25 protein-coding genes and 1 pseudogene are annotated in these 24479 nt (G+C 61.6%); 10 read left to right on the top strand and 16 right to left on the bottom strand.

Going from position 1 to position 24479, the window contains the following annotated elements; all coding sequences use genetic code 11:
• The first annotated feature begins 376 nt into the window (after window positions 1-376).
• The 3 genes from EFD55_RS17175 to EFD55_RS17165 all read left to right on the top strand — a co-directional run bounded on the left by EFD55_RS17175 (window position 377) and on the right by EFD55_RS17165 (window position 3360).
• On the top strand, window positions 377-1957 hold the full coding sequence (locus EFD55_RS17175) for a sensor histidine kinase (RefSeq protein WP_210276242.1): 1581 nt from the start codon (window positions 377-379) through the stop codon (window positions 1955-1957).
• Window positions 1929-2849 (top strand): peptidoglycan-binding domain-containing protein, encoded by a 921-nt coding sequence (locus EFD55_RS17170; protein ID WP_125846260.1) that lies wholly within the window; start codon window positions 1929-1931, stop codon window positions 2847-2849. The genes EFD55_RS17175 and EFD55_RS17170 overlap by 29 nt, the downstream gene beginning before the upstream one ends.
• Before the next feature lie 166 nt (window positions 2850-3015).
• Complete coding sequence (locus tag EFD55_RS17165) at window positions 3016-3360, top strand: DUF1491 family protein (RefSeq protein ID WP_125846259.1); 345 nt, start codon at window positions 3016-3018, stop codon at window positions 3358-3360.
• A gap of 12 nt (window positions 3361-3372) precedes the next feature.
• Here EFD55_RS17165 and EFD55_RS17160 read toward each other — a convergent pair whose 3' ends face one another.
• The 4 genes from EFD55_RS17160 to EFD55_RS17145 form a co-directional block, all read right to left on the bottom strand.
• Entirely contained in the window at window positions 3373-4422 is a 1050-nt protein-coding gene (locus EFD55_RS17160; RefSeq protein ID WP_125846258.1) for a DUF2336 domain-containing protein, read from the bottom strand.
• Window positions 4423-5552: 1130 nt separating this feature from the next.
• Window positions 5553-6101: a DUF1254 domain-containing protein gene (locus tag EFD55_RS17155; protein WP_125846257.1), complete on the bottom strand. Its 549-nt coding sequence runs from the start codon at window positions 6099-6101 to the stop codon at window positions 5553-5555.
• Window positions 6094-6681: a DUF1214 domain-containing protein gene (locus EFD55_RS17150; protein ID WP_125846256.1), complete on the bottom strand. Its 588-nt coding sequence runs from the start codon at window positions 6679-6681 to the stop codon at window positions 6094-6096. Before EFD55_RS17150 ends, EFD55_RS17155 begins: the two co-directional genes overlap by 8 nt.
• Before the next feature lie 149 nt (window positions 6682-6830).
• A complete protein-coding gene (locus EFD55_RS17145) occupies window positions 6831-8993 on the bottom strand; it encodes a transglycosylase domain-containing protein (protein ID WP_125846255.1) in 2163 nt (720 codons plus the stop codon).
• Window positions 8994-9189: 196 nt separating this feature from the next.
• On the opposite strand from EFD55_RS17145, the gene EFD55_RS17140 reads away from it, so the two are divergent.
• Entirely contained in the window at window positions 9190-9666 is a 477-nt protein-coding gene (locus EFD55_RS17140) for a YcgN family cysteine cluster protein (protein WP_125846254.1), read from the top strand.
• Window positions 9667-9672: 6 nt separating this feature from the next.
• Here the strand turns inward: EFD55_RS17140 and EFD55_RS17135 are convergent, their stop codons facing one another.
• Window positions 9673-10233 carry a TetR family transcriptional regulator gene (locus tag EFD55_RS17135; protein WP_125846253.1) on the bottom strand — a complete coding sequence of 187 codons (561 nt, stop codon included), beginning with the start codon at window positions 10231-10233 and terminating at the stop codon, window positions 9673-9675.
• 115 nt (window positions 10234-10348) lie between these two features.
• Here EFD55_RS17135 and EFD55_RS17130 point away from each other — a divergent pair, with 115 nt between their 5' ends.
• Entirely contained in the window at window positions 10349-11263 is a 915-nt protein-coding gene (locus EFD55_RS17130; protein WP_125846252.1) for an SDR family oxidoreductase, read from the top strand.
• Window positions 11264-11272: 9 nt separating this feature from the next.
• On the opposite strand, the gene EFD55_RS17125 is transcribed toward EFD55_RS17130, so the two are convergent.
• The 4 genes and pseudogenes from EFD55_RS17125 to EFD55_RS17110 form a co-directional block, all read right to left on the bottom strand.
• Entirely contained in the window at window positions 11273-12376 is a 1104-nt protein-coding gene (locus tag EFD55_RS17125; protein WP_125846251.1) for a fatty acid desaturase, read from the bottom strand.
• A gap of 811 nt (window positions 12377-13187) precedes the next feature.
• Window positions 13188-13522 (bottom strand): annotated as a pseudogene (locus EFD55_RS17120) (hypothetical protein).
• A 23-nt stretch (window positions 13523-13545) separates the two neighbouring features.
• Entirely contained in the window at window positions 13546-13923 is a 378-nt protein-coding gene (locus EFD55_RS17115; protein WP_183736757.1) for a hypothetical protein, read from the bottom strand.
• A 93-nt stretch (window positions 13924-14016) separates the two neighbouring features.
• Window positions 14017-15411, bottom strand: a complete 1395-nt coding sequence (locus tag EFD55_RS17110; protein ID WP_125846249.1) for an MFS transporter — start codon at window positions 15409-15411, stop codon at window positions 14017-14019.
• Between the two features lie 123 nt (window positions 15412-15534).
• On the opposite strand from EFD55_RS17110, the gene EFD55_RS17105 reads away from it, so the two are divergent.
• Window positions 15535-16497 carry a LysR family transcriptional regulator gene (locus EFD55_RS17105; protein ID WP_125846248.1) on the top strand — a complete coding sequence of 321 codons (963 nt, stop codon included), beginning with the start codon at window positions 15535-15537 and terminating at the stop codon, window positions 16495-16497.
• A 6-nt stretch (window positions 16498-16503) separates the two neighbouring features.
• Here EFD55_RS17105 and EFD55_RS17100 read toward each other — a convergent pair whose 3' ends face one another.
• The 4 genes from EFD55_RS17100 to EFD55_RS17080 all read right to left on the bottom strand — a co-directional run bounded on the left by EFD55_RS17100 (window position 16504) and on the right by EFD55_RS17080 (window position 18003).
• Window positions 16504-16884: a VOC family protein gene (locus tag EFD55_RS17100; protein WP_125846247.1), complete on the bottom strand. Its 381-nt coding sequence runs from the start codon at window positions 16882-16884 to the stop codon at window positions 16504-16506.
• Between the two features lie 203 nt (window positions 16885-17087).
• Window positions 17088-17417 (bottom strand): hypothetical protein, encoded by a 330-nt coding sequence (locus tag EFD55_RS34195; RefSeq protein ID WP_125846245.1) that lies wholly within the window; start codon window positions 17415-17417, stop codon window positions 17088-17090.
• Window positions 17414-17743 (bottom strand): hypothetical protein, encoded by a 330-nt coding sequence (locus EFD55_RS17085; protein WP_125846244.1) that lies wholly within the window; start codon window positions 17741-17743, stop codon window positions 17414-17416. Before EFD55_RS17085 ends, EFD55_RS34195 begins: the two co-directional genes overlap by 4 nt.
• Window positions 17740-18003 carry a hypothetical protein gene (locus EFD55_RS17080; protein WP_125846243.1) on the bottom strand — a complete coding sequence of 88 codons (264 nt, stop codon included), beginning with the start codon at window positions 18001-18003 and terminating at the stop codon, window positions 17740-17742. Before EFD55_RS17080 ends, EFD55_RS17085 begins: the two co-directional genes overlap by 4 nt.
• A gap of 514 nt (window positions 18004-18517) precedes the next feature.
• Between EFD55_RS17080 and EFD55_RS17075 the strand changes: the two genes are divergently transcribed.
• From EFD55_RS17075 to EFD55_RS33205, 4 genes are all read left to right on the top strand, one after another.
• Entirely contained in the window at window positions 18518-18835 is a 318-nt protein-coding gene (locus EFD55_RS17075) for a co-chaperone GroES (RefSeq protein WP_125846242.1), read from the top strand.
• 47 nt (window positions 18836-18882) lie between these two features.
• Window positions 18883-20517 (top strand): chaperonin GroEL, encoded by a 1635-nt coding sequence (groL, locus tag EFD55_RS17070; protein WP_125846241.1) that lies wholly within the window; start codon window positions 18883-18885, stop codon window positions 20515-20517.
• Between the two features lie 66 nt (window positions 20518-20583).
• Window positions 20584-20976, top strand: coding sequence for a hypothetical protein (locus tag EFD55_RS17065; RefSeq protein ID WP_125846240.1), 393 nt, complete (start codon window positions 20584-20586; stop codon window positions 20974-20976).
• 66 nt (window positions 20977-21042) lie between these two features.
• A complete protein-coding gene (locus tag EFD55_RS33205; RefSeq protein ID WP_165504821.1) occupies window positions 21043-21213 on the top strand; it encodes a hypothetical protein in 171 nt (56 codons plus the stop codon).
• 94 nt (window positions 21214-21307) lie between these two features.
• On the opposite strand, the gene EFD55_RS17060 is transcribed toward EFD55_RS33205, so the two are convergent.
• The 3 genes from EFD55_RS17060 to EFD55_RS17050 are packed head-to-tail and all read right to left on the bottom strand — an operon-like array spanning window position 21308 to window position 24360.
• Entirely contained in the window at window positions 21308-22474 is a 1167-nt protein-coding gene (locus tag EFD55_RS17060) for a Gfo/Idh/MocA family protein (RefSeq protein WP_165504820.1), read from the bottom strand.
• A 7-nt stretch (window positions 22475-22481) separates the two neighbouring features.
• Window positions 22482-23405, bottom strand: coding sequence for a TIM barrel protein (locus EFD55_RS17055; RefSeq protein ID WP_125846238.1), 924 nt, complete (start codon window positions 23403-23405; stop codon window positions 22482-22484).
• Between the two features lie 40 nt (window positions 23406-23445).
• Complete coding sequence (locus EFD55_RS17050) at window positions 23446-24360, bottom strand: sugar phosphate isomerase/epimerase family protein (RefSeq protein ID WP_125846237.1); 915 nt, start codon at window positions 24358-24360, stop codon at window positions 23446-23448.
• Window positions 24361-24479 lie beyond the last annotated feature (119 nt).

The raw sequence follows: 24479 nt of genomic DNA, 5'->3' as shown, positions 1-24479 counted from the left end.
TCGCCGAATCAGGCCGGTTGTCCGGTGTGCTTTCACCCTACCGCCAAGTTGCGAATGCCGCTTTTCGAAACTCACGCGCATTTGCGGCAAATTTAGTTCAAATTTTAGCGAAGGGTATTTGAGCCGCATTTAATTCGAATGTGAGCGATCGCCGTTAAACATCAGGGCAGCACCTCCTTGCAATTGCAGGGCTTTTGCCCGCTCGCCTTGCCACAGGAGTTAACGCGATACTGAAATATGAGGAAAATCCGTCGCTTACCCCCCATTAACCACAAAAGGCAAAGAGCCTTCCATATGCCTCAAAACGGGAATTTCGGCCCTTTCAGGCTGTGAACAGCGCTTTTGCCTTATCCTTTCTTTAAGTCGGCGGGGCCTATTGTCCGGATCGATAGACAGCCTTTTGGGCGGGTATTGCGTGCGTGTATTGAGTGACATTGGCGGCTGGGCGACGGCCCTCGTAGACCGGGCAGCGACAAGCTGGCTCTCCCGGACGGGAGGCGGCGAAGCTGTGCGCCAACGCGAGCTCGCAATTCTGCGCCGGCTCGTCCTCATGTCGTCGGCCGCTCTCGTTGCTGCTCCGATCGGGCTGTCGGCCGTCACCAGCCCTGCCGTTGCCCTGCCGGCGGGTGTCGCCATGGTTTGCGCCGCCTTTCTCTTTTCAGCCGTCGGCAGCATCGCGCTTGCCCGTCAGGGCTCGCCCGCCGGCATCGCCACGCAGTCGGCCGAGGATTTTTTCCTTGCTGCCTCCCCAGGCCTCGTCTTCTTCCTCGATCCGCACGGCAGTGTCGTGACGGTCGGCGGCCGCGACCGCCGTGATTTCCTCGCCTGGATGCGCGATCCCAAGGGCAGGGGCTTCCTCGAACAGGTGCATGTCTCCGACCGCATCCTTTTCCTGCGGGCACTCGATCTCCTGCGCAGGGGCGAAGATGCCGCGAGCGTCGATCTGCGTCTCGACCGGCCCTCGGTCTCGCGCGATCAACGTCAGTTTGCATATTTGAGAATGGACATGACCGCCCGCCGCGACGCGGACGGCGAGCTTGCCGCCGTCATCGCCCAGTTGCGCGACGTCTCCGTCGAACAGCAGCTGCGTGACGAAGCCCAGAGCCGCGCGGCCGATGCCGAATCCGCAAACGATGCCAAATCGCGCTTCCTTGCCGCCGTCAGCCACGAGCTGCGCACGCCGCTGAACGCCATTCTCGGTTTTTCCGATATCCTGATCGGTGAATATTTCGGCAAGTTCGAAAACGACCGACAGCGCGAATATGTGGGCCTGGTTCGCGAATCCGGCGCGCATCTGCTGTCCGTCGTCAACACCATGCTCGACATGAGCAAGATCGAGGCTGGTCGCTACGAGCTGATTCTCGAAGCTTTCGATATCGCAAGCTCGGTCAAATCCTGCGAATCGATGCTGGCATTGCAGGCCAAAACCAAGGGCGTCACCCTAACGAGCCGTATCCAGCGCGGCCTCGGCGAAATCGTCGCCGATCAGCGCGCCATCCAGCAGATCCTCATCAATCTTGTCGGCAACGCCGTGAAGTTCACCGAGGCCGGCGGCGTCGTCTCCGTCGATGCAGCGGCGCGCGACGGCATTCTGAAGCTGACGGTCAGCGACACTGGCATCGGCATTCCGGCCGATAAGCTGGCATTACTCGGCCAGCCCTTCGTCCAGATCCAGAATGACTATACCCGCCGGTTCGAAGGCACGGGCCTCGGCCTTTCACTGGTCAAGGGGCTGGTAGCACTGCATGGTGGAAACTTCGCCATCGCCAGCCAGCCCGGCGAAGGCACGATCATTACCATTGAGATCGCGGTTGACGGCTCGGGCGCCAAGCGCGCAGAAGATGCCGGTCACGCCGCGACTGTCGAGTTTCCTCCGCGGCTGAAGGGCGCGGTCAATACCGGGGTAGAATTGGAAGAGGGGCTTTTCGATGGCCGCGCGCAAGCGAAAATCGCCTAAAGGAAAAAGGGGTCGGCAGCAGCCTGGCCTTTTGATAACGGGCGCCGCCGCCCTCGGCGGTCTCGGCTTGCAGGGAGCTTCCGTGCTCGGCGGCGTCATCGGCCGCAATCCGTCGGTCGCCGGCGGCACGATCGCCTTCGTCGTCATCTTCTCCTTCGTCGCAGCCAACGCACTGTGGTATCAGCCGGGCTCGCACCCGCACCCGATATTCCGCACCCGCGACCCGCAGTTTCCGAATGTGCTCGGCGCCCATCGCCCGGCCGAGGAACAACAGGGCGACGTCACCACATTCCGGATCGAACGGCCGCAGGACGCATCCACCACCAACGCCACGCCGGCGCCTGCCGCGCCGGGTCAGCAGCCGAGCCAGCTCGTCATGGACATCCAGCAGCAGCTGGTGCGCCGCGGCCTCTATAACGGCACCCCCGACGGTATTATCGGCCCCCGCACCAGTGCGGCGATCCTCTTCTTCGAGGAGACGGTCGGCATGGCTCAGACCGGGGATGCGACGCCGGAGGTCCTGGCGGCGCTGAAAACCGATGCTGCCGGTCCCTCGACCGTGCCCGCCGAAAAGCCGCATGAGGATGTGAGTTCGAAAGCGTCGGCGGAAGATCCGGTCGCAGCAGCGATCCGCAGCGCCGAAAAGACGATCAAAACGGCCCCATCAGCCGCAAAGCAGGTTCCGTCGAGCGAAGTCACCAATGTCGATCTGGTGCTGAAGATCCAGAAGGGTCTTTCCAACATGGCCTATGCCAATGTCGGCGTCGACGGCGTCGCCGGCGAGCAGACCCGCGCGGCCATCCGCCATTTCCAGAAGCACTACAACCTGCCCGAAAACGGCGAGCCGAACGAAGCCGTGCTGAAAAAACTCAGGGAAATCGGCGCGATTTAGCAGCGCGGCCGGATTTGCCCCGCAAGCGGAAGCTCTTGCAGCAGCAGGGGCCTGACGACCCGTCTGGAACATTCAACCGCCGCATCTTCGCCGATCGTGTCGGCCTTACCGGATCAAGGCTTGACCTTGGATTGCCGCCGCCTGCGCGCCGGTCTATACCGCGCCGATGAGATTACGCGCCGATATCTTCGTTTCCGCCCTCCTGCGCCGCGTCTTCGCCAGCGGCGATTTTGCCGCGGTGGAGAAAAAGGGCGCGGAGGAGGCCGGTGCGATCTTCATCCGCCAGCATTTCCGCGACGGCCTGGAAACGCTTTACGCACCGGCGCCGCAGACCGCCTTCGACGAAGACCAGGCCGGCGACCGCCTGTTCGAGATCCGCCTGACGCGAGCCGAGCCGGAAGCGGTGCGCGCCATGCTGGAGCGCGAACGCAAGTTCGATCCCGATCTCTGGATCGTCGAGCTCGAGGCGGAGGAATTGGGCGACATCATCCCGCTCGCGCGGGACGGCTGATGGCCTTTAAACTCAGCGAGACCGCCGCCCCAAGGCGCGCATGTCGCGCTGCGGTGGCGCCTGGCGGATGACGCGATAGTTGGTCGCTTCCGATGGCGCGGACGTGTGGGGCACGTCCGATTTGTAAGTGTAGCGATCGGCGCGTCGCCAGGCTTCCACACGTTCGTGGCACTCTTCCGGGTCGAGCGCATCGAGCACCATCCAGCCGCGCGTGACGTTGTGCTGCTGTTCGGCAAGGTGCGGATAGAGCTTTTCAAGCACGAAGACGGAGTCGAGAAAGCCCATGCCGAGGCTCGTCAGCGTCGTGGCGAGCTGCTGGCCGGAAAGATCAAGCATGATGCGCTCCGCAAGCCAGCGGCTGGCGGAAAGCGCATCGGCAAGCGCGGTTGCGAAATGCGTCGCCTCGCGGGAGCGGGCGAAGCGCACCAGCAGCGCCTCCTGAATGTCGGTGAGCGTCCGCAGGCCGAGCCTGTCCTCATCGTTGCGGCCGAGATGACCAGCAAGGTCGAGGATGCGCTCGCGCAATGCCGTTTCATTGGCAACCCGCTGTTCCTCCAGCGCATCTGCCTCATTCGTTTCGGTCGGTATCGGCGAAAGCGGCACGGCCGGTGTTTCGCTAATGGGAGCCACCGGGGCGGCGGACCTCGGGCCGGCCTGGCGCAGCGCCACCAGGGCGTCGATGACCTTCGGCGAGAGCGAATCGCGGCTGACAATCGCCTTCACATGCGCCTTGCCTTGCGTGCGGGCGATGGTGATCAGCGTATCGTCGCTGATTGCCTGTGAAGCGGTAAGGAAAGGAGCCGCGATCTCGATCGACTGGCTGCCGATGAACAGCGCCACGGCTGCAGGCATGTGTTCGCATTGGGACAGGGCGGCGACCGCCTGGCGCCTGGCCTCGTCGGAGGAAGCCTGGAACAGCGGTGTGAAAAGCTCGGCAAACTGGCGCAGCTCGGATCGTGTCGGATGACACAGATTCTCGAAACTGCTGACAGTCGCCATCAATACCACGTCCTTTTTCCTGACGGCCAAGGGGCCCTCTAGGTCTCTAAACCGGTCACGCACAAGCACACCCTGAAAACGCAGAACAAGGGGAACCACGGGCCAATATGCGCTGGCGGAACGCATGTCAGGCCATACGGTTATGAACAAATCCTACACCGGTACGGTTAATGCATGCTGAAGATTTTATTAAAATGCAACAGAAATACACACGTTTAGCGTGCTCTAATATTATTAGCCGGCAATATAAATCGACTTGTTTTTGAAGGGGCATTGCGGCGATTGAGCATCGAGTTGTGGCTCTGGAAAAGGTCAGGTGTTCCGCTGATCGCGCAGTGCGTGCGGCAGCTCTGGCAGCTGTCGTGACCGGCGTGACAAAGGTCGGAATGCCCTGGATGCGTCAGATTGCGCCCCGACGCTCTTGGTGTCAGCGCGCAGGTCCGCTCACCTGGTATCAGACGCGGCGCGACAGCACAGCGATCCCAGGGCGAGAATATCGCTTGCCCTCAGCATTTCCGCCAAGGGTGTGAATGATCCCCGATCGATCGCTGCCCGGAACGTTTGACGACACGGGCGAAAATACGAATATTTTCGTGACGTATATTTGCAACACCATTCCCTGCGCCCAGGCTAAACCAGCACATTCTCCCCAACCATATGAATTTCTTTTAATTTTATGGTTCGATTCACGTGGTGCTTTTGTGTGGGCGGCGTGAAACCAAAACAACTGTTCACGCGTTACAAGCAAATCACGGGAACTATGTTTGGCATCAGCCAAATATTAGTAAACTGTTAACTGTCATGTGTCTCAATTCGGATAGGAACGACGCGATTTGAGTATCTGGATCGTTGAAACTCCGCATCACGGTATTTCGATCAGGTGCCGTGGGAAAGGCGCGAATGCCCTCGGTCCGGTCATCCCGGCATCGCAGGACGCGCCGGCCCGCAGATTGGCGGGCAGGGTGAAATCCATCGCAAGTTCATCCGTCTCGGGCAGTGCATGGAGACGAGAATGGCAATAATAGTCGCATTGGCGGATCGGCAGCCACGGACGCCGCGTCGCCCGGATAAAGAGCCTCGTGAAGGCAAAATCCTATGGTTCACCGGCGTTCGTTATGAGCGGCTGGCCGAGAGCCCGAAACATCGTCCGGCGCCTGCGCCGCGCGTCAACAAGAAGTAACGCGTCTTCAACCTTAGCGCGTGGTGAATTGTTCGCAGCCCGCTTCCGAGAGGAAGTTCCGCGCGGATTCATCGAAACTCGTCTGCGGCGCCAGCGTCCGCAGCACGGCATAACCGTCCGGCCGCGCCATTTCCACCAGGATTGTCTGCTGCAGCTCCTGCGGCAGGTTCTTGCGCAGGTCCGTAAGCTGGATCGGGCCACCGGCCAGCACATCGAGCGCGCCGCCGACCGATGTCCGGTCGTTCATGCTGAAGACCTCGTTGGAAGCGCTGTCATAGATCGCGATCGACCAGAACGGCACTTTGCCCTTGGCCGTGAAGTGCACCGGGGCATCCTCGACATCGAAGGAACAGACGGCGGTGCGCACGAACGGGTCGCTGTTGGCAAGGCCGGCGTCGTCATACGCGTTGCTCAGCAGGTAGAAATTGTTGAGGTCGCCCTCCGCCTCAATGCGGGTCGCTGCGTCCTTGCCGGTGAAATGGGGCAGCGAAAGGATAATGATCAGATGCAGCAGCGCTGCGCCGAAAAGACCGGTGAGGACGGCGAAGAATATCCTAAACATTGCCGCATCCGGTCTTCGTGAGCTTCGGCATGGCGAGATCGATCACGCCGGAACTGCCGGCAGTCGGCGTGTCGAATAGCGTCAACACCAGCCGGAACGTGCCGGCCTGCGGCAGCGCCAGCCAATTGCCCGGCTGCGCACCGGCCGATATTTCGATAGAGAAGCTGCTGTCGGGTTGGCGCAGCACCGTCCATGAGTTCAGGGCTGAGGGAAGCCCGGGTTTCATCGCCGCCGGATTGCCGCCGTTGTCGGCGGTGAAGAGGGTCCAGAGCCGGGCAGGGGGCGTCTGTCCGCTGATGCGGTAGCGGCAGCCGGCATTCAACCGCGCGCCTTCGTCATCGACGCTTGCCGTGAAGGTCAATCCCTCAGCGCTGCCGTAAAGCAGCTTGCCGGCGCGTGCCCGGTGCGACTTGGCGTAAGGGTCGGCATCGACGGTCTGCAATGCCGGAAAGGCTTCCCAGGCGCCGAGCTTGATCGCCCCAAAACCCTGTGTCGCATCCAGTGCGTAGAGCGTGATCATGATCCCGCCGCCGAAGGCGACGATCAGCGTGACCAGGATGAAAAGGGGAAATCGAAACACATCATGACCTTGGAAACCACATCGGGTGAAAGGGTTACCACTGATTCTGGCAGGGTGGAATGCCGGGCCGGGAGATAGGCGCTGATCTATCCACGGTCACGCCCCGCGTGGGAGTGCCGGCTTACGCAATTTGAACATGCGCACGCCGGCTACTCGGCGCTCGCGACCTTCTGCGGCGCAAGCGGGGCGGCGCTCTTTAGCTTCTCGCCGAGATTTTTGAGGAGGTCGGTCGATTGAACCGAGAGCATGCGCGGCCGGATGAGCTGCGGCAACCCGTCCTGCGGTTTGGCGGCGGCTGTTTTGGCGAGGTCCTTCTCCGAAGGCAGGGCATTTTCGATGCCGGGGATGGCTCGCAGCGTGACACCTTGATGAGCATAATCCATGGCGCGCTTGAAGGTCATCGCGGGCAGTGAGCCGCCGGTCATGTTGTTGGTCGAGGTGTAGTCGTCATTGCCGAACCAGACGGCGCAGGTGTAATTGCCGGTGAAGCCGACGAACCAGGCATCGCGATAAGCCTGGGTCGTACCGGTCTTGCCGGCTGTCACGATGCCGTTGTCGAGGGCTGCCTTGCGTGCCGTGCCGACATAGGGAACACGCGATAGCATCTGGTTCATATAGGCGTCGGCCTGTTCGGACAGCACACGCTTCGGAGCAGGCTCGTCGTGATCGAAATCGTAGAGCACGTCGCCGCCGTAATCGAGGATCTGCGTGATGCCGTGGCGGCGCGATTGGTAGCCGCCGGCCGGGAAGGTGGCATAGGCGGTCGCCTGGTCGAGCACCGTCACTTCGGATGTGCCGATCGGGATGGTGACGTCGTCGCGGATTGGGGTCTCGACGCCGAGGTTTTTCGCCATCGCCCGGATTGGCTGGATGCCGAGCTTCTCCTTGGCAAGCCGTACCGGCACGGTGTTGATCGACTGGGCTATCGCGGTCTCGAGCGTTATGCGGCCGGCATAGCGGTTGGCATAATTGTGCGGGCTCCAGTTGCCCCAGGAGATCGGCGCGTCGACGATCGTCGTCTGCGGCGTCATCCCGCTCTCCATGGCCACCGAATAGGTATAGACCTTGAATGAGGAGCCCGGCTGGCGCAGCGCCTTGGTGGCGCGGTTGAACTGGCTCTCGCCATAATCCCGCCCGCCGACCATGGCGCGCACCGCGCCGCCATTCTCGATCATCACCATGGCGCCCTGCTTGGCGTGATAGGCCTCGCCATATTCGCGCAGCGAAGTTTCGATCGAATCCTCAGCCGCCTGCTGGATGCCCATGTCGATCGTCGTGCGCACGATCAGCGCATGCTGGTGGAAGCGTGGAGAAAGCCGCTGTACCTCGTCGAAAGCCCAATCGAGGAAGAAATCGGGCGATTCCACCTCGTCGCGGTCGACGACGGTCGCCGGGTTGCGCCTGGCGGCGATCACCTGGCCTTCTGTCATCAGCCCGCTTTGCACGAGATTGGTCAGCACCTCGTTGGCGCGCGCACGTGCCGCCGGCAGGTTGACATGCGGCGCATATTTCGCCGGCGCCTTGAACAGGCCGGCAAGCATGGCGGATTCGGCAAGGTTCACGTCGGTGATGTTCTTGCCGAAATAGAATTGCGCCGCGGCAGCAGCACCAAAGGTACCGCCGCCCATATAGGCGCGGTCGAGATAGGTGGAGAGGATTTCCTTCTTGGAGAGGTTCGCCTCCAGCCACAGGGCCAAGAAGGCCTCGGTGATCTTGCGGTCGATCGAGCGCTCGTTGGAAAGGAAGAGGTTCTTGGCGAGCTGCTGCGTCAGCGTCGAGCCGCCCTGCACGACTTCGCCGGCCTGGGCATTGGTGACCATGGCGCGGAACAGGCCGATGGCGTCGATGCCGAAATGGTCGAAGAAACGCCGGTCCTCGGTCGCGATGACTGATTTGATCAGCGAATCCGGCAACTCGTCGATCGGTACGGAATTCTGGTGGATGACGCCGCGATGGCCGATGACGTTGCCGTAGCGGTCGAGGAAGGTGACGGCGAAATCGCCGCGGTTGCGCCAGTCTTCCTTGGTGGCTTCGAAAGCCGGCTGGGCGAGCGCCAGCATCAGTACCATGCCGGCAGCGCCGAGCGTCAGCCCTTCGCCCGCCAGTTCGAAAACCATGCGCTTCCAGCCACGAACGCGGAAGCGGCGGAAGAAGATGGTGGTATCTTCCCAGATCTCGGCGGCGCGGAAGCCGGCATTCCAGACGGTCGAATCGATCCACGAATCGATGCGCAGCAGAATGTGACGGCTCTTCGCCGGCCGCTTGTCCGCTTCCTTTTCTGGCCCGTTTTCTGGGTTGTCCGGATCTTGCACGTCCTGTATTCCCGCCTGATCGCGCTTCGGTCATGCCCGGCTGCCGGAAAGCGGCGAAAGCGCGAAGCCACCATAGGGCCGCAAAGCTCCCCGATACTAGGAGCATGCTGAAGAATTGATTGATTTTGCGGCTGATAACAAGAGAGATGAATGGCGGTCACGTGAATTTGCGGGCCGCTGTTGCAAGAAACGAACGATGAACGATCTGCCCTTCTGGAAGAGCAAGACGCTTGCCGAAATGACCGTCGCCGAGTGGGAAAGCCTCTGCGACGGCTGCGGCCTCTGCTGTCTCAACAAGATCGAGGAATGGGATAGCGGCGATATCTATTTCACCTCGGTCAGCTGCAAGCTGCTCGACGGCCAAAGCTGTCGCTGCTCCAGCTATGAGAACCGCTGGGATTTCGTGCCAGATTGCGTGCAGCTGACGAAGGAGAACGTGCCTGACATCGCCTGGCTGCCGCCCACCTGCGGCTACCGGCTGGTCGGCGAGGGGCGCGACCTCTACTGGTGGCATCCGCTCGTCTCCGGCGATCCCGAAACCGTCCACGCTGCGGGTATTTCTGCGCGAGGACGCACGATCAGCGAAAGCGAGATCGATATCGACGATCTCGAGGATTATGTCGTCGACTGGCCGCTGACCGTCGGTGAGGAGAAGGACGACGAGAAAGCGTAAGCGGGCTTAGGATTTCACGGCTGCGAGGAAACGTTGCAGCTCGGTTTCCACATAGGTAGAGATCGGCCCGTCTGCGCCAAAACCCCACCAGAGCAGCGAGCCCTGCCATTGCGACAGCATCAGCCGGGCGATCGTCTCCGGCGCCTGCGCCGATCCAAAACATTGGACGAGAGCGGCCCTCAGTGCTTTGCCCCACGCTGCACCACGGGCGCGCAGCACGGGATCGCGGAAATCCTCGCGTAGCACCAGCAATCCCTCGCCATAGGCCGCGGCATCGTCGCCGTAATCCTGAGACAGGCCGACGAGCAGCGCGACAGCGCCCCTCGGCGTTTTCGGCACCGTCTCGGCAAGCCGAGCCGTCTCCGCGTCCAGCCTGTCCCAGGCATAAAGCAGCGCGGCGCGCAGCATTGCCGCCTTCGTCGTGAAACGCTGCACGAGTGTCGAGCCGGAAAGACCGCTCGCTTTCGCCACTGCCGCAAAGGTTGCGGCATCCGGCCCTTCGGCCTGGATCACCGCCAGCACCATGGCGAGAAGCTGCTCATCGGAAAGGGTACGGCGGCGCGGCATGAAATTCCTCTTGCATATTTATAAACGATCATTCGTTTATATGCAACGGACGCCGGTTGCGGCCGATCAATTCCCATCGCGGCATGAATGCCGTTCTAGCGTGGAGGATGGAAAGATGACAGCGGACTTGCGGGACAAAGTGGCTTTGGTGGCGGGCGCGACGCGCGGCGCCGGCCGTGGCATCGCGATAGAACTCGGTGCCGCCGGCGCCACTGTCTATGTGACGGGGCGGACGACACGTGCGCAGCAATCTGAATATGCCAGGCCTGAGACGATCGAGGAGACGGCTGAGCTGGTAACGGCCGCAGGCGGAACGGGAATTGCCGTGCGGGTTGATCATCTCGTCAGGCAGGAGGTCGAGGCGCTGGTCGCCCGTATCCGCGGCGAGGCCGGTCAGCTCGATATCCTCGTCAACGACATCTGGGGCTGCGAGAAGCTGTTCGAATGGGACAAATCAGTCTGGGAGCATTCGCTGGACAAGGGCCTGCGGATGCTACAGCTCGGCATCGAGACGCATCTGATCACCGCCCACTACGCCCTGCCGCTGATGATCGAGCGGCCGGGCGGACTGCTGGTGGAAGTGACTGACGGCACGGCCGAATACAACGCCACGCATTATCGGCTTTCGCCCTTCTACGATCTCGTCAAAACGGGCGTCACCCGGATGGCCTGGGCGCATGCCCAGGATTTGGCAAAACATGGGGCCACGGCTATATCGATCACACCCGGCTGGCTGCGTTCCGAAATGATGCTGGAGGCCTATGGCGTGCGAGAGGAGAACTGGCGCGAGGCGACGAAGATACAGCCGCATTTCGCCATTTCCGAAACGCCGCGCTTCGTCGGCCGCGCCGTCGCGGCCGTCGCCGCCGATCCCGACCGCGCTCGCTGGAACGGTCAGTCGCTGTCGAGTGGCGGAATGGCAAAGATCTACGGCTTCGACGATATCGACGGTTCACGGCCGGATTGCTGGCGTTACCTGGTCGAAGTGCAGGAGCCGAGCAAGCCGGCAGATGCGACGGGCTACCGCTAAGGCCGCTCACTATCCCGCGGCGGCGAGCCGCGCCGCATCGCGAAACGAGACCAGCCGCTTCGTCTGTTCGTCCCACAGCACCAACTTGACGCAGCGCAGGCTTTCCATGAGCGTGATGCGGCCGATCTCGGCAAGTTCCGGATGGTCCCGCAGCACCTCAGGCAGCCGGTAGTAGGGCACCCGGCTCGACAGATGATGCACATGGTGGATGCCGATATTGCCGGTAATCCAGCGCAGCACCGGCGGCAGATCGTAGTGCGAGGCGCCGTGGAGTGCCGCGTGCTGGAACTGCCAGTCCGGCTTCTTCGACCAATGCGTTTCCTCGAACTGGTGCTGCACATAGAACAGCCAGACGCCGGCTGCGCCCGCAAGCAGCACGATCGGCAGATGCACCAGGAGAAACGGAATGATCCCGACCGTCCAGATCAGAAGTGCGGCGGCCACTGCGATGGCAAGGTTGGTCGCCATGGTCGAGATCCAGGGCAGTGCGCCGGAGCGCATCATGCCGAAAGGCAGGCGCTGCTTGATGATGAACAGCCATGCCGGTCCGATCCCGAACATCACGATCGGGTTCCGGTAGAGCCGGTAGCCGAGCCGGCCCCAACGCGACAGCGCGTTGTATTCGGCGATCGTCAGCGTCTCGATGTCGCCAACGCCGCGCTCGTCCAGGTTTCCGGCCGAGGCGTGGTGTTCCGCATGCGCCCGGCGCCAATAGTCGTAAGGCGTCAGCGTCAGGATGCCGATCACGCGTCCAACCCAGTCGTCGACGCCGCGATGGGCAAAAAACGAGCCGTGACCGCAATCATGCTGGATCATGAACAGCCGGAGCAAGAAAGCGGCGGCAGGGACGACGAGGATCAGGCCGGGCCAGAAGCTGTAATGAACCGCCGCCCATGCGGCAGCCCAGAACAGTGCGAAGGGAACGACGGTGACGGCAAGCTCGAAAGTGCTCCGTCCGGCTCTCGGCTGGCGATATCCGGCAAGGATCTTCAACCAGCGTTTTTCGGCAAAAAGGGCGGCATCTCCTCCGGATCGCTCCGGGTTTTCGCCAGGCTCGCCCGAAGGCGCAACTCGGATTTCCTCGTACTCGTTACGGCGCGCAGATTCGATCACAGAGCGCCGCCATGAAAGGCCGCGATGGCTGAAAAGCCGAGTGCAATCACCACGGCCGAGCGAATGAGGAAGAGCGGATAGTCGAAGTGGTACATCGTATGGAGAGTGATCATGGTTGCAGCAATTCCTGTTTTTTCCAAAGCATGTCAATGGATGATAATGTCGCGCTGGAGCGCGGCGCATCCGAGAGGGCGCGCTATCACTTTGAATTCACGCATAATGCTCTCGCAAATCGATCCTGATTTGCGCTGCCATGCGCTGCGAGGGCGAAAGCCGGCGGCTCGATAAGAGGCTTATTTCTTTGGAGCACTGCCGTGTGGCGCGGTTTGGGTCGCCGTCTTCATCTGATTGGCGAATGTGCTTTCCACCTTCGCGGCCTGCTTGTCCTTCTTCGGCTTCCGGACCTCGCGATTGCTTCTGACTTGTCCTTTTGCCATCGATGATATCTCCCTTTGAGATCGAAATTGAAAGCCGCAGCCTGCGTGGTATTCGCCCCGCTTGTCGATCGCGATTGGAGATCGCGGGATCGTCATGAGGGGCAGCCCGACAACACCGGGCCGCAGGGGTGAAATGAAAATGATGCCTGCTGAAACCGCATCGCAGTCTGGAGGCGGATGACCGGAGAGGTCACCGAAAGCCAAACCCGACGTTGAGACGGGACGTCACCATGCTTTCGCGATCGGGAAAATGGCGGGCCGGAAATCCGGTCACCGCAAATGCCGCATCGGCCAAATCAGCGAGCTTTTCCTATAGAACAAAATTGAGGTGCCATTAAGGCCGCTGCCGCAGGAAAGCCACATTTCCACAGGGCTTAGTCAAGCATGGGAAACAGGCGGATCAGCTTCGTTTTTCCATGTCCGCTCTGCCCGATGCCGACATGATGTCGCGAGCCAGGCAAAGCTCTATGTCCCTTCCGATGTCGAGTGGCACCTGCATGCCGCCGGCCTTGAGCAGGCGGTCGGTCACCGACAGAAGCAGATCGACCCGTGCCTGGCAGCCGTCAATTTTGAGGAGCGCCACCCGGCGCTCCCTGTCGATGTCTGCAAGATCCCGTGCCTGCTGTCGTTGTTGATATGCCTCGAACTGCATCCATCCGAAATAACCGGCCGCTGCGACTGAGATACAAGGGAGCAGGGTTTTCCGCATAACGATCCTTCGGAGGTGGGCGCTTAGCTGGCGACGCGTCTTTCACGCGGCAATCCCTGTATCGCATATCGGTTGAAGACGGGGGTCACCGCTTTCGGCGGCGTCTTTGACTTGCCGAAATGGTATTCGAGCGCCCGTGCCAGCATGGCCGGCGAGGTGACGCCCTCCTGAAACAGTCTGATCAGCAGTATAGCCGCGACGTTGAAGACCCGTTCGTTGTCGATCAGGATTTTGGCGTCATAGCCGGCATCGTCGAGCACGCCCTGAAGCATGTCGAGATCGGATGAGGTCAGATATGGCTTTTCGGAAGTGGAAGACATCGGTCCTCCTTTCGTCGGGGCGAGGGGATAAGGACCCTCAGTCGGCAGCGCCCGTGCAATGGCTGCCGAAGGTGGGACCATGCGCCTTTCGCCGAGGCGGAGCAACAGGATTCTTGCATATATCGCTTCTGTTCATGAGGAGCCCGCACCGGTCAGGGTGCGGGCCGATGATGGTCATTCCGCCGCCTGATAGGCGGGCGCGACCGATGTCCGCGGGCCGGCGGCCGCAAGCAGGGTGATCGCCACCGCAAGCAGCGCTACGAAGGCGATGCCGGCGACATAGGGATCCCATCCGAATTGCGGCGATGCACTGAAGACTGCCGAGGCGGCTGCAAGCACGATGCCGCCGCCGATCTGGAACGAAGCAAAGAGCAGTCCGGAGGCGAGCCCCGACTTATTCTCTTCCACGTCGGAAAGTGCCGCAACTTGCACCGAGGGGTAGGTCATGGCGTAGCCGAGGCCGAGCGGGATCTGCGAGAACAGGACGAGCAGGATCGGGTCGACATGGCCGAATGCGGTCACCCAGAAGATGTAGCTGAACGCCTGCAGACCGACACCCGTAGCCATCAGGCCGGTGGTGCCGCGATTTTGCGCCAGCGTCGCAAAACGCGGCGCCAGGAACATCACGAAGACGCCGCCAAGCGCGAAGCAGAAGCCGGTGGTGAAGGCCGACCAGCCTATGACGTTCTGGTAGTAGAGCGTCGCCAGGAACTGGAAGCCGACATAAGCGCCCTGGAAGAGGGCGGCAACCGCATTGGAATGCCGCAGCCTGGCCCGGCGGAACATGCCGAGCGGCACCATCGGATCGGCATGGCGCGCTTCAACCAGCAGGAAGAGCAGGATCAGCACCAGCGATGCGAGCAGCGAACCCCAGGTCGGGAAGGCTTGCCAGCCGGTGGCCGCGGCATTGGTGATGCCGAAGACGAAGAGCAGCAGGCCGGGCGTGATCGTCAGTGCCCCGGCCCAGTCGAAGGCAGGCCGCGGTCCCGTCCTCTTCGGGTCGGCGGGCAGCACCAGCGGCGCAAGAACGAGCGTCAGGATGGCAACGGGCGCGCCCATGACAAGCGTCGCCCGCCAGCTGAAGATCGTCGCCGCGCCGCCGAGCACCATGCCGAGCACGAAGCCGGCAGCACCGGTGGAGGAGAAGACCCCGAGCGCCTTTGCCCGCGCTTTTCCCTCGCCAAAGACCGAGAGCAGCAGGGCAAGGGCCGCAGGCGCCGTGAAAGCAGCGGCAATGCCCTTGATCAGTCGGGCGGCGATCAGGGTCGGCCCGCTGTCGACGAAGCCGCCGGCGATACTGGCGGCCGCAAAGATCGCCAGCGACCAGAGGAAGACGCGGCGGTGGCCGAAGACGTCGGCAACCCGGCCGCCAAGCAGCAGGAAGCCGCCATAACCGAGTACATAGGCACTGACGGCCCATTGCAGCGAGGTCGCCTCCATGCCGAGTTCGGCCTGGATGGCGGGGAGCGCTACGCCGATGGTGGAGACATCCATGGCGTCGAGAAAGTTGGCGGCGCAGAGCAGCAGCAATGCCAGCCCCGCTCCACTTCGCGATTTGGAAAGAGTCATCGAAATCGTTCCTTCTTTGCTGCCGCCTTATCGGGGAGGTTTGCCGGGCGGTAGGGAACGAGAAAATGTACAGCTTCCTTTCTTATTGCAAATTGATAGTAACCATGTCAGGTATTACTCACGATGATGAATGACGCCACTCTTCGTAAGATCGACCTCAATCTTCTGCTCGCCTTTTCGGTGCTGATGCAGGAGCGCAATGTCAGCCGTGCTGCCGAACGCCTGCTGCTCGGTCAGCCAGGTCTCTCGGCCGCTCTGCGGCGCCTGCGCGAGGCGCTGGACGACGAACTGTTCGTGCGTGTCGGTCGGGGCCTGCAGCCGACGCCGCGCGCGCTTTCCATCGCCCCGGCAATCGAGAATGCGCTATCGGGCATCGAGTGCGCCATCCGCCCGCCGGAGGAATTCAATCCGGCGACCTGGCAGGGCGAGTTTCGCATCGGCATGTGCGATAATCTCGAATCCGCTTTCTTCGGCCCGCTCGCGGCTCGCCTTCTCCAGCTTTCGCCCGGAGCCCGGCTTATCGGCATCGCGGCAGAAAAGCGCGATGCCGCCCGCCGGCTGGACGAGGGCGTCTTCGACTTCAGCGTCTCCGTGCATGAGGAGCCGGCCTCCTGGCATATTCGCGCGCCGCTGTTCGACCAGGTCTCGATCTGCATTTACGACAGCGCTCAACTCGGGCTGAAGGCGCCGCTGAGCCTCGATGACTTCGCCAATGTCGCGCATGTCACTGTCTCGTTCGAAGGTAATGCCGCAACCGGCATCGACATCGCGCTCGGAAGCACCGGCCGCAGCCGCCGTGTGGTGGCGACCGTCCCGCGTTTCTCCGCTCTGCCGACGGCGCTGAGGGCAATGCCCGCCATTGCTGTCGTCCCGGAATCGATCGGCCGTTGCATGGCGCAATTGCACGGGCTGACGATCTGCGAGCCGCCGCTTTCGCTGCCGGCCGATCCCGTGACAATGCTCTATCGCCGGGTGGACCAGGCGGACGGGCGCGTGCGCTGGTTCCGCCGCCTGTTCATTGAGGTCGCCAACGAGGCGCTCGAAGCTTCGGGATGCTGCGTATCGATATCGAGAACAGCGGCCTGACGGTTCTCACAGTTCGCCTTTGTGGAAATAGGCTTCGAGGCGGTAGCCATCGGGATCGATGATGAAGGCGGCATAGTAGAACCGCCCGTAATCCGGCCGGATGCCCGGTTCGCCGTTATCTGTGCCGCCGGAGGCGATGGCGGCCGCATGAAAGGCGTCGACTGCGGCTTCATCAGGGGCGACGAAGCAGAAATGCAGTCCGGATTGCATGTCGGGGACGATAGGATGATCGACCTGCATGACCCAGAGCCCGACCCTCTCGGGACCGTAGCCGATCATGGCGTCGGAATTGGACAGGCGCTCATATCCGAGCGGCGCCAGTGCGGCGTCGTAGAAACGGCGGGCTCTTTCAAGATCTTTTACGCCGATGGAGACATGATCGAACATGGACCGCAAACTCCTTCACGCCGGTTCATCCCAAGAGATGGACTGCCCATCCCCGAGGTGGCACGACGTCACCATCTTTCAAGCGATATCCGAAGTCAACGAGGTCCTGCCGCGCTGGTCAACCCGAAGGGGCGGGCATCCCTAGCCAGGATCAGAAGCGATCGGCTCGGACGTACCAAGAGGTATCCCCATCGCCAGAGGCTCTAGCGCCAGGGGTGAACCGGCGGGGCCTCATGAGCGCCCCGGTTGGCGCCTGACAGCCTGATCCATTCTTTCCGGTATCCTATGTTGAGAAGGTTGAAGGACATCATGTCTTTTCTGGCCTCGGATCGGCTCTCGCCGATCACGGCTTGGTCCGCGTGCACTGGAACACGCGCAGAGACATGATAGACGGACCACGAACGGGCGGGTTCTATCCGACGGTCGCGTTCGATGTTCATCGAGTAGCGGCCGCTCGCGCCACCCTTGTTTGCCCTAGTGGCGACGGCAAAAGCATTCCGTCTTTGTTCGACTTCGTCTTCATGGCTGTTCACGATGTCACCCTTCCGTCATTCGGGCCGTGGCCAAACGTCTTCTCGATCAGTGTTGCGCCGTTGCCGGCGGGCGACATGTTGACCAGCTCCAGGCTGTCTTCGGTCGCGACCCGCTCATGACGCTCGTCGTCACTGTGGATGCGGTATTGCATCATATTTCCTCTGGGCGGCAGCGTGGCGGTAATGCGGTATGTGTCGGGGAGCTTGGAGGGGACGACAAAGAACCCATCCTTCAACCGGACGGTCTGCCCCACCTTGAAGATATGTGTCGCTGCCTCGCGTCGGATCGGACGTCCATTGGGTTGCCGGTTGCTTGTCGCGGTCATGGCTGCTTCTGGTCCTTTTCGAGTGCGTTTTCGAGATCCGACAGGTGGATCGGCATCATCTGCTGCGTCGAACTCTGCGTGGCGATCGCCGGCAGATGGATGAAGGCGCCGACGCGTTGCCAGGCAAGCCGCGAAATGCCGTCAATCAATTCCTCGTCATAATCGACCCGATATTCTCCGGCCGGCTGCGCCATATCGAAGCCAGGCAGGCGAAATGGAGATGAAAAGCGGACGACGGTTTGTGTGGTGCGAATTGTCATGATTCAGGCCTCCGCAGGAATACGCCGATGCGTTTCCTGTATCTTGACGTCCGAACCGAAACGATCCGGACGCTGCCGGTACATCCGCGGTCAGCGCCGGATTCATCCCGGATCGAACAAGCGATATGAGTGCCGGAACGGCGTTCTATATTCGCTATCGACAATTCGGTGGTGTATGGCGGGTCGTAGGTCTCTGACACCGCGAAGCCAAGTCGGCCAAATCAACGAAAATTATGATAGCGCTTCGATTGAGTTTAAATCAAGATATATTCGGATTTATTTATAAAAAAGAACCAATTAATTCTTCAGGTCGGCGAATAAAAATAGAGCGTGTCGGCCAAGAATTTCTGTTCGTTTCATAGTATTACGAAATAATCGGCCGGAATGATTTTATCAATTTTTCAAAAAAATCTCCCCCGGTAAATAATATTTCTTGGCACTCCTATCAATCGAGTGCCACGGGTGCTATTTATGAATTGCAGCCGCCATACGCGCCGGCAGCAGAAAGACCTCAATGAAATTCCGTTCACTTCACGACCGCGTCGTCATTCGGCGTGCGGAAGGCGATGTCAAATCCAAGGGCGGGATCATCATACCAGACGCCGCCAAGGAGAAGCCGCAGCAAGGCGAAGTGATCGCAGTCGGCCCGGGCCTGCGCGACAACAGCGGCAATCTGGTCCCGCTCGATGTCAAGGTCGGTGATCTCATCCTCTTCGGAAAATGGTCCGGCACAGAGGTCACGATCGATGGCGAAACCCTTCTGATCATGAAGGAGACCGACATCATGGGCATCGTCGAAAAGACCGAAGAGGCCGCCGACAAAGCCGCCTGAGGGGCGAATTTCGCCCCAGATCTCAAGACCGAACAGGACGAAACATCATGTCTGCCAAGGAAATCAGATTCTCCACCGATGCGCGCGATCGCCTGCTGCGCGGCGTCGAGCTGCTCAACAATGCCGTCAAGGTGACGCTTGGTCCCAAGGGCCGTAACGTCGTCATCGACAAGGCCTATGGCGCGCCGCGCATTACCAAGGACGGCGTTACCGTCGCCAAGGAGGTCGAGCTCGCCGACAAATTCGAGAACATGGGCGCGCAAATGGTGCGCGAGGTGGCGTCGAAGACCAATGATCTTGCCGGTGACGGCACGACGACCGCGACTGTCCTTGCCGCCTCCATCTTTCGCGAGGGCGCAAAGCTCGTCGCGGCCGGCATGAATCCCATGGATCTCAAGCGCGGCATCGATCTCGGCGTTGCCGCCGTCGTTAAGGAAATTCAGGCGCGGGCGACGAAGGTCAAATCGTCAGGCGAGATCGCGCAGGTCGGCACCATTGCCGCCAATGGCGACGCCGCCGTCGGTGAGATGATCGCCAAGGCGATGGACAAGGTCGGCAATGAGGGTGTCATCACCGTCGAAGAGGCGAGGACCGCCGAGACCGAGCTTGACGTCGTCGAGGGCATGCAGTTCGACCGCGGTTATCTCTCGCCCTATTTCGTCACCAATGTCGAGAAAATGCGCGTCGAGCTGGAGGATCCCTACATCCTCGTTCACGAGAAGAAGCTTGCCAGTCTGCAAGCGATGCTGCCGATTCTCGAAGCCGTCGTGCAGACCGGCAAACCGTTGCTTCTCATCTCGGAGGATGTCGAAGGCGAGGCGCTGGCGACGCTTGTCGTCAACAAGCTGCGCGGCGGCCTGAAGGTCGCAGCCGTCAAGGCGCCAGGCTTCGGCGACCGCCGCAAGGCCATGCTGGAAGACATTGCCGTGCTCACGGCAGGCGAGATGATCTCCGAGGATCTCGGCATCAAGCTCGAAAATGTCACGCTCGATATGCTCGGCCGTGCCAAGCGCGTGCTGATCGAGAAGGAAAGCACCACCATCATCGACGGCTCCGGCGATAAAGCGGCCATCCAGGCACGCATTCAGCAGATCAAGGCGCAGATCGAGGAGACGACCTCCGACTACGATAAGGAAAAGCTGCAGGAACGCCTGGCGAAACTCGCCGGCGGCGTTGCGGTCATCCGCGTCGGCGGCGCGACCGAGACCGAGGTCAAGGAAAAGAAGGACCGCATCGATGACGCGCTGAACGCTACCCGCGCGGCGGTCGAGGAAGGCATCGTGCCCGGCGGCGGCGTGGCTTTGCTGCGCGCGAAGTCTGCACTGACAGGACTGACCGGTGAGAACGCCGACATGACGGCGGGCATCTCGATCGTGCTCAGGGCGCTCGAAGCCCCGATCCGCCAGATCGCCGACAATGCCGGCTTCGAGGGCTCCATCGTCGTCGGAAAACTCGCCGGCAGCAACGATCACAATCAGGGCTTCGACGCACAGACGGAGACCTATGTCGATATGATCGAGGCCGGCATCGTCGACCCCGCCAAGGTCGTGCGCACTGCCCTGCAGGACGCCGGCTCGATTGCAGCACTTCTGATCACCGCTGAGGTGATGATCGTCGACATTCCCGCAAGAGACTCTGCCCCTGCAGCCGGAAATGGCGGCATGGGCGATATGGGATACTGAAAACAGCCTGAACCGTTCCGGCGTCGCCGGACGGCGCAACCCGCACAATAGACAGGGAGAATTCCAATGTCCGTGCAGAGCAGCAGCAAGACATCGATCACCCAGCGTTTCGACAGTTACCAGCCATCCAAGACGCTTCTCGTCTGGGCCTGCGTCGTCACGGCGATCGCCACGATGATTATCGGCTTCAGCTGGGGAGGCTGGGTAACAGGCGGGACGTCAAGCAAAGCGGCGGCGGCGGCCGGCGACATCGCACGCGGAGAGTTGGCGTCGGCCATTTGCGTCGAGCGGTTCAATGCGGCGCCGGATGCGAGCGCCAAACTGATCGAGTTCAAGGCACTTAACGACGGCTACAAGCAGCGTCAGTTTGTTGAGGCCGGCGGCTGGGCAACCATGCCTGGGCAGACCTCACCCGACAGCCGAAGTGTTCAAGGCTGCGCCACTGCACTTGCCGTCTGACGCCGATTTCGAGGGCGCTCCGATATGTGTGCGGAGCGCTGTCACTGTCATAGCAGGAAATGACCCATGATCCGTTTCGTGAAAAAGAGCGACCCCGAGCCCGCCGCAGAAGACCGCGGCGACAACCGTTTCCAGAAAATTGGCGAGGCAGCCGCCGACGAGCACAAGAAAGCCGCCACCGGCAGCACGCGTCGCCGCGCGCCGCGGGCGGCGGAAGATGACGACCGGCTTATCTGAGTGTATGCATCGACGCCGTCGAACAGGCCTCCGGCGCAGCAGTACGGGCCTGGTATGGTGCGTCCGAGGAAAGGGCCGCACCGCTGTTGACGACCTAGTGATAGTTCAGCCAGACCCCGCCGGCATCAGCGGAACGCACGCAGTTTTCGACCCAGCGCACCCCTTCCAGGCCGGCGCCGACATCGGGGAAGACGAGGTCTTCAATGCCGGCGGGGGCAAGGCCCCGATGTTCGTCGATGGCGAAGCCGAAGCGGCGATAGAGGTTCGCCCAGGCTTCGAAGAGACCTTCCGGGTGACCGCCGCCGATGCGATCGTCGATCCTGGCTTCGGGATAAAGATAGTCCATGCCACGCTCGAGAATGCGTGCCGGCTCGCCCTGGATTTCGTAGGAAAGCTGGTTCGGCCGCTCGTCCCACCATTCGATACTGGCCTTCGAGCCGACGATGCGGACTTTCTGGCCGTGCATGGAGCCGGCATTGACGGCGCTCGACCAGATGGTGGCGATGGCGCCGTTGTCATACTCCATCAGGGTCACCGCATTGTCTTCGAGCGGCGCGCGGCTTTTGACGAAGCTCTGGCGGGTGCACAGCAGCCGCTTGATCTTGAGATGCGGCAGGATGACCTTCGCGATGTATAGCGGGTGGGTTCCGACGTCGCCGAGGACATAGCTGGGGCCGGCGAATCTCGGATCAACGCGCCATCGCGTCGAGGGGTTCTGATCCTCTACCGCAGCACTATGGAAGCCATGGGCGAATTGCAGGTTGACGATGCGAATCTCGCCGAGATCGCCATTCCTGACCATCGCGCGCGCCTGCTCGATCATCTGGTGGCCGGCATAGCCATAGGTCACCCCCACGATACGGCCCCGCGCTTCGGAAAGCGCCTTCAGCTCTTCGGCTTCGGCGACCGTGAAGCAGAGCGGCTTTTCGCAGATCACATGCAGATCATGCTCGAGTGCGGCCTTGCAGATCGCGAAATGCGTGTTGTTGGGCGTTGCGATCGAGACGGCCTCGATGCCATCCGCACGCCCGGCTTCGGCCGCAAACATCGCCGCATAGTCCGGATAGCTCCTGCCTTCGTCGAGCCCGAGATCGACGCCGAAGGCGCGGCCGCGCTCCGGATCGATGTCGAAGGCGCCGGCCGCAAGGGAAAAGACATCATCGCGATGAGCCGCCGAGCGATGGATATAGCCGATCTGGCTGCCTCTGCCGCCGCCGACCATGCCCCAGCGGATTGGCTTTCTCCTGTCATTCGTCATCATGTCTTTCCTAAAATCCAACCGACCTGAGGTAATCCAGGCTTTGTTTCACATCTTCGAGGCTGCCGGCGACATTGAGAGGATCGCGCTCTTGCTCGACGGTGATGAAACCGTGATAGCCGATCTCCTCAAGCGTTCGCCTGACGGCGGGATAGTCGATGACGCCGCGGCCGATCGGGCACATGACGCCCTGTCCGCAGGCTTCGAAGAAACGGATCTTCTCGCCTAGCACGCGGTCGAAGACAGCCTGGTCGATATCCTTGAAATGGACGTAGTCGAGCCTGTCGGCATAGCGGCGAAGCGTGTCGACCGGATCCATGCCGGCATAATAGGTATGGCCCGTGTCGAGGCAGAAGCCGGCAATTTCCCGCGGAATGTCGTTTGCCACCCGCTCGATCTCGTCGGCGAATTCGATATAGCCGCCCGCATGCGGATGGATGACGGCGCGCACGCCGTATTTGCGCGCTGCGAGCTCCGCAATCGCCGTGATATTGGCGATCATACCGGCCCAGGCACCGTCGTCGAGGCGCGGCGCGCGGTCGGAATGGCCCGCCGCATAGTCCCGCTCGTCATGGCCCCAGTCCATGACCGTGAGATAGGGCGTCCTGAACCGTTGGCCCGCCGCCTGTGCCGGCTGCGGCAGCCGGGTGATGACGGCGCAGATTTCGTCCGTCTGCCGCAACAAAGTTTCTCGGTTGCCGGGGGAGACGAGATCATCGAAGATCGTGCCGGCGACGATGAAGAGATTGCGCTCGGTGAGCGCCTTGGCGACGAGCGCGTCATCGAGCGGCACATAGCCATAGGGTCCGAGTTCGAGGCCGCCATAGCCGGCGGCCGCCGCCTCGTCGAAGACACGCTCCCAGGCGGGAAGGTTCGGATTGCTGACGTCGTCCACGCCCCAGCAGCAGGGGGCGGTCGTAATCGTGATGGTCACGGTCTAATTCCTGATAGTGGGGTGCATGAGATGCCGAGGGTCAGCCCAGTTTGCCGGGCCAGTATTTGTCGACGTATTTCTGGATTTCGGAGCGCATGAAGCGGCCGGACTCGTCGGCGCGGTCCTCCCAGCCGAAAACGCAGGCGGTGATGATGCCGTCGAAGCCGACCCCGGCGAGCGAGGAGAAAAAGACGTCCCAGTTGATCTCACCCTGATACATGTCCATGTGCTGATGGATCGTGACCTTCGCGCCCGGCGGATTGACGATGTAGCGCAGGCCTGACGATTTCTTGTGATCATAGGTATCGGCCACATGCACATGGGCGATCAACGATCCGGCATCGCGGATCATCTGCGCCATGTCGTCACCGAAATAGAAGGTATGCGGTGCGCAGTAGAGGAATTTGACGTTCTTCGAGCCGATGGTCTTCAGCATGTCAATCGCCGGATGCAGCGTCTCGCACCAGTCTTCCGGGTGCGGTTCCATGTTGAGCGTGACGCCCTCGCGCTCGAAGACGGGAACGAGCTCTTCCATCGAACGCCACCAGGCGGCCTCGCTGTGCTCATGCGCGTGCATGCCGCCGCAGCAGCTGGAGCGGTGGCCGCGATCGGGCGACGGCCCCCGGCCGAATTCCGAATTCATCGTATCGCAGCCCATCTCCGCCGCGATCACGATCGCTTCCTTCCAGTAGCGGACCGCCGCCTGCCGTTCGTCCTCGTGCGGGCTTGCCCACCGATACATCGGCAGGATCGAGGCGAGCTGGACGCCATGATCCTTCAGCGCCGCCTTGAATTCCGCGATGCGTTCCTTGTGTGCCCTCGGGCGCACCCACCAGGGCAGGAAATCGTCGCGCGGCGAAAGCTCGATGTAGTCAAAGCCAAGGTCCGCCGTCTTGCGGCAAAGATCGCGCAGGTTGAGGTGACGATGCATATGGGGGTCGAGTGCGATCTTCATGTGGTTCCTCCGTCATCCCGCGCCGGCGGGCGATTCCTTGAGTTGTTTCGGGCTCCGGTGCTCCTCCCGATTTGCCGGCACGATACTGCTCGCTTGCCTCCGCGCTCCAATGCTTCCTT

Origin of the sequence: Rhizobium pisi (assembly GCF_003938655.1) — a bacterium.
Classification (GTDB): Bacteria; Pseudomonadota; Alphaproteobacteria; order Rhizobiales; family Rhizobiaceae; genus Rhizobium; species Rhizobium pisi.
This window is presented reverse-complemented; position numbering and strand designations above follow the sequence as displayed.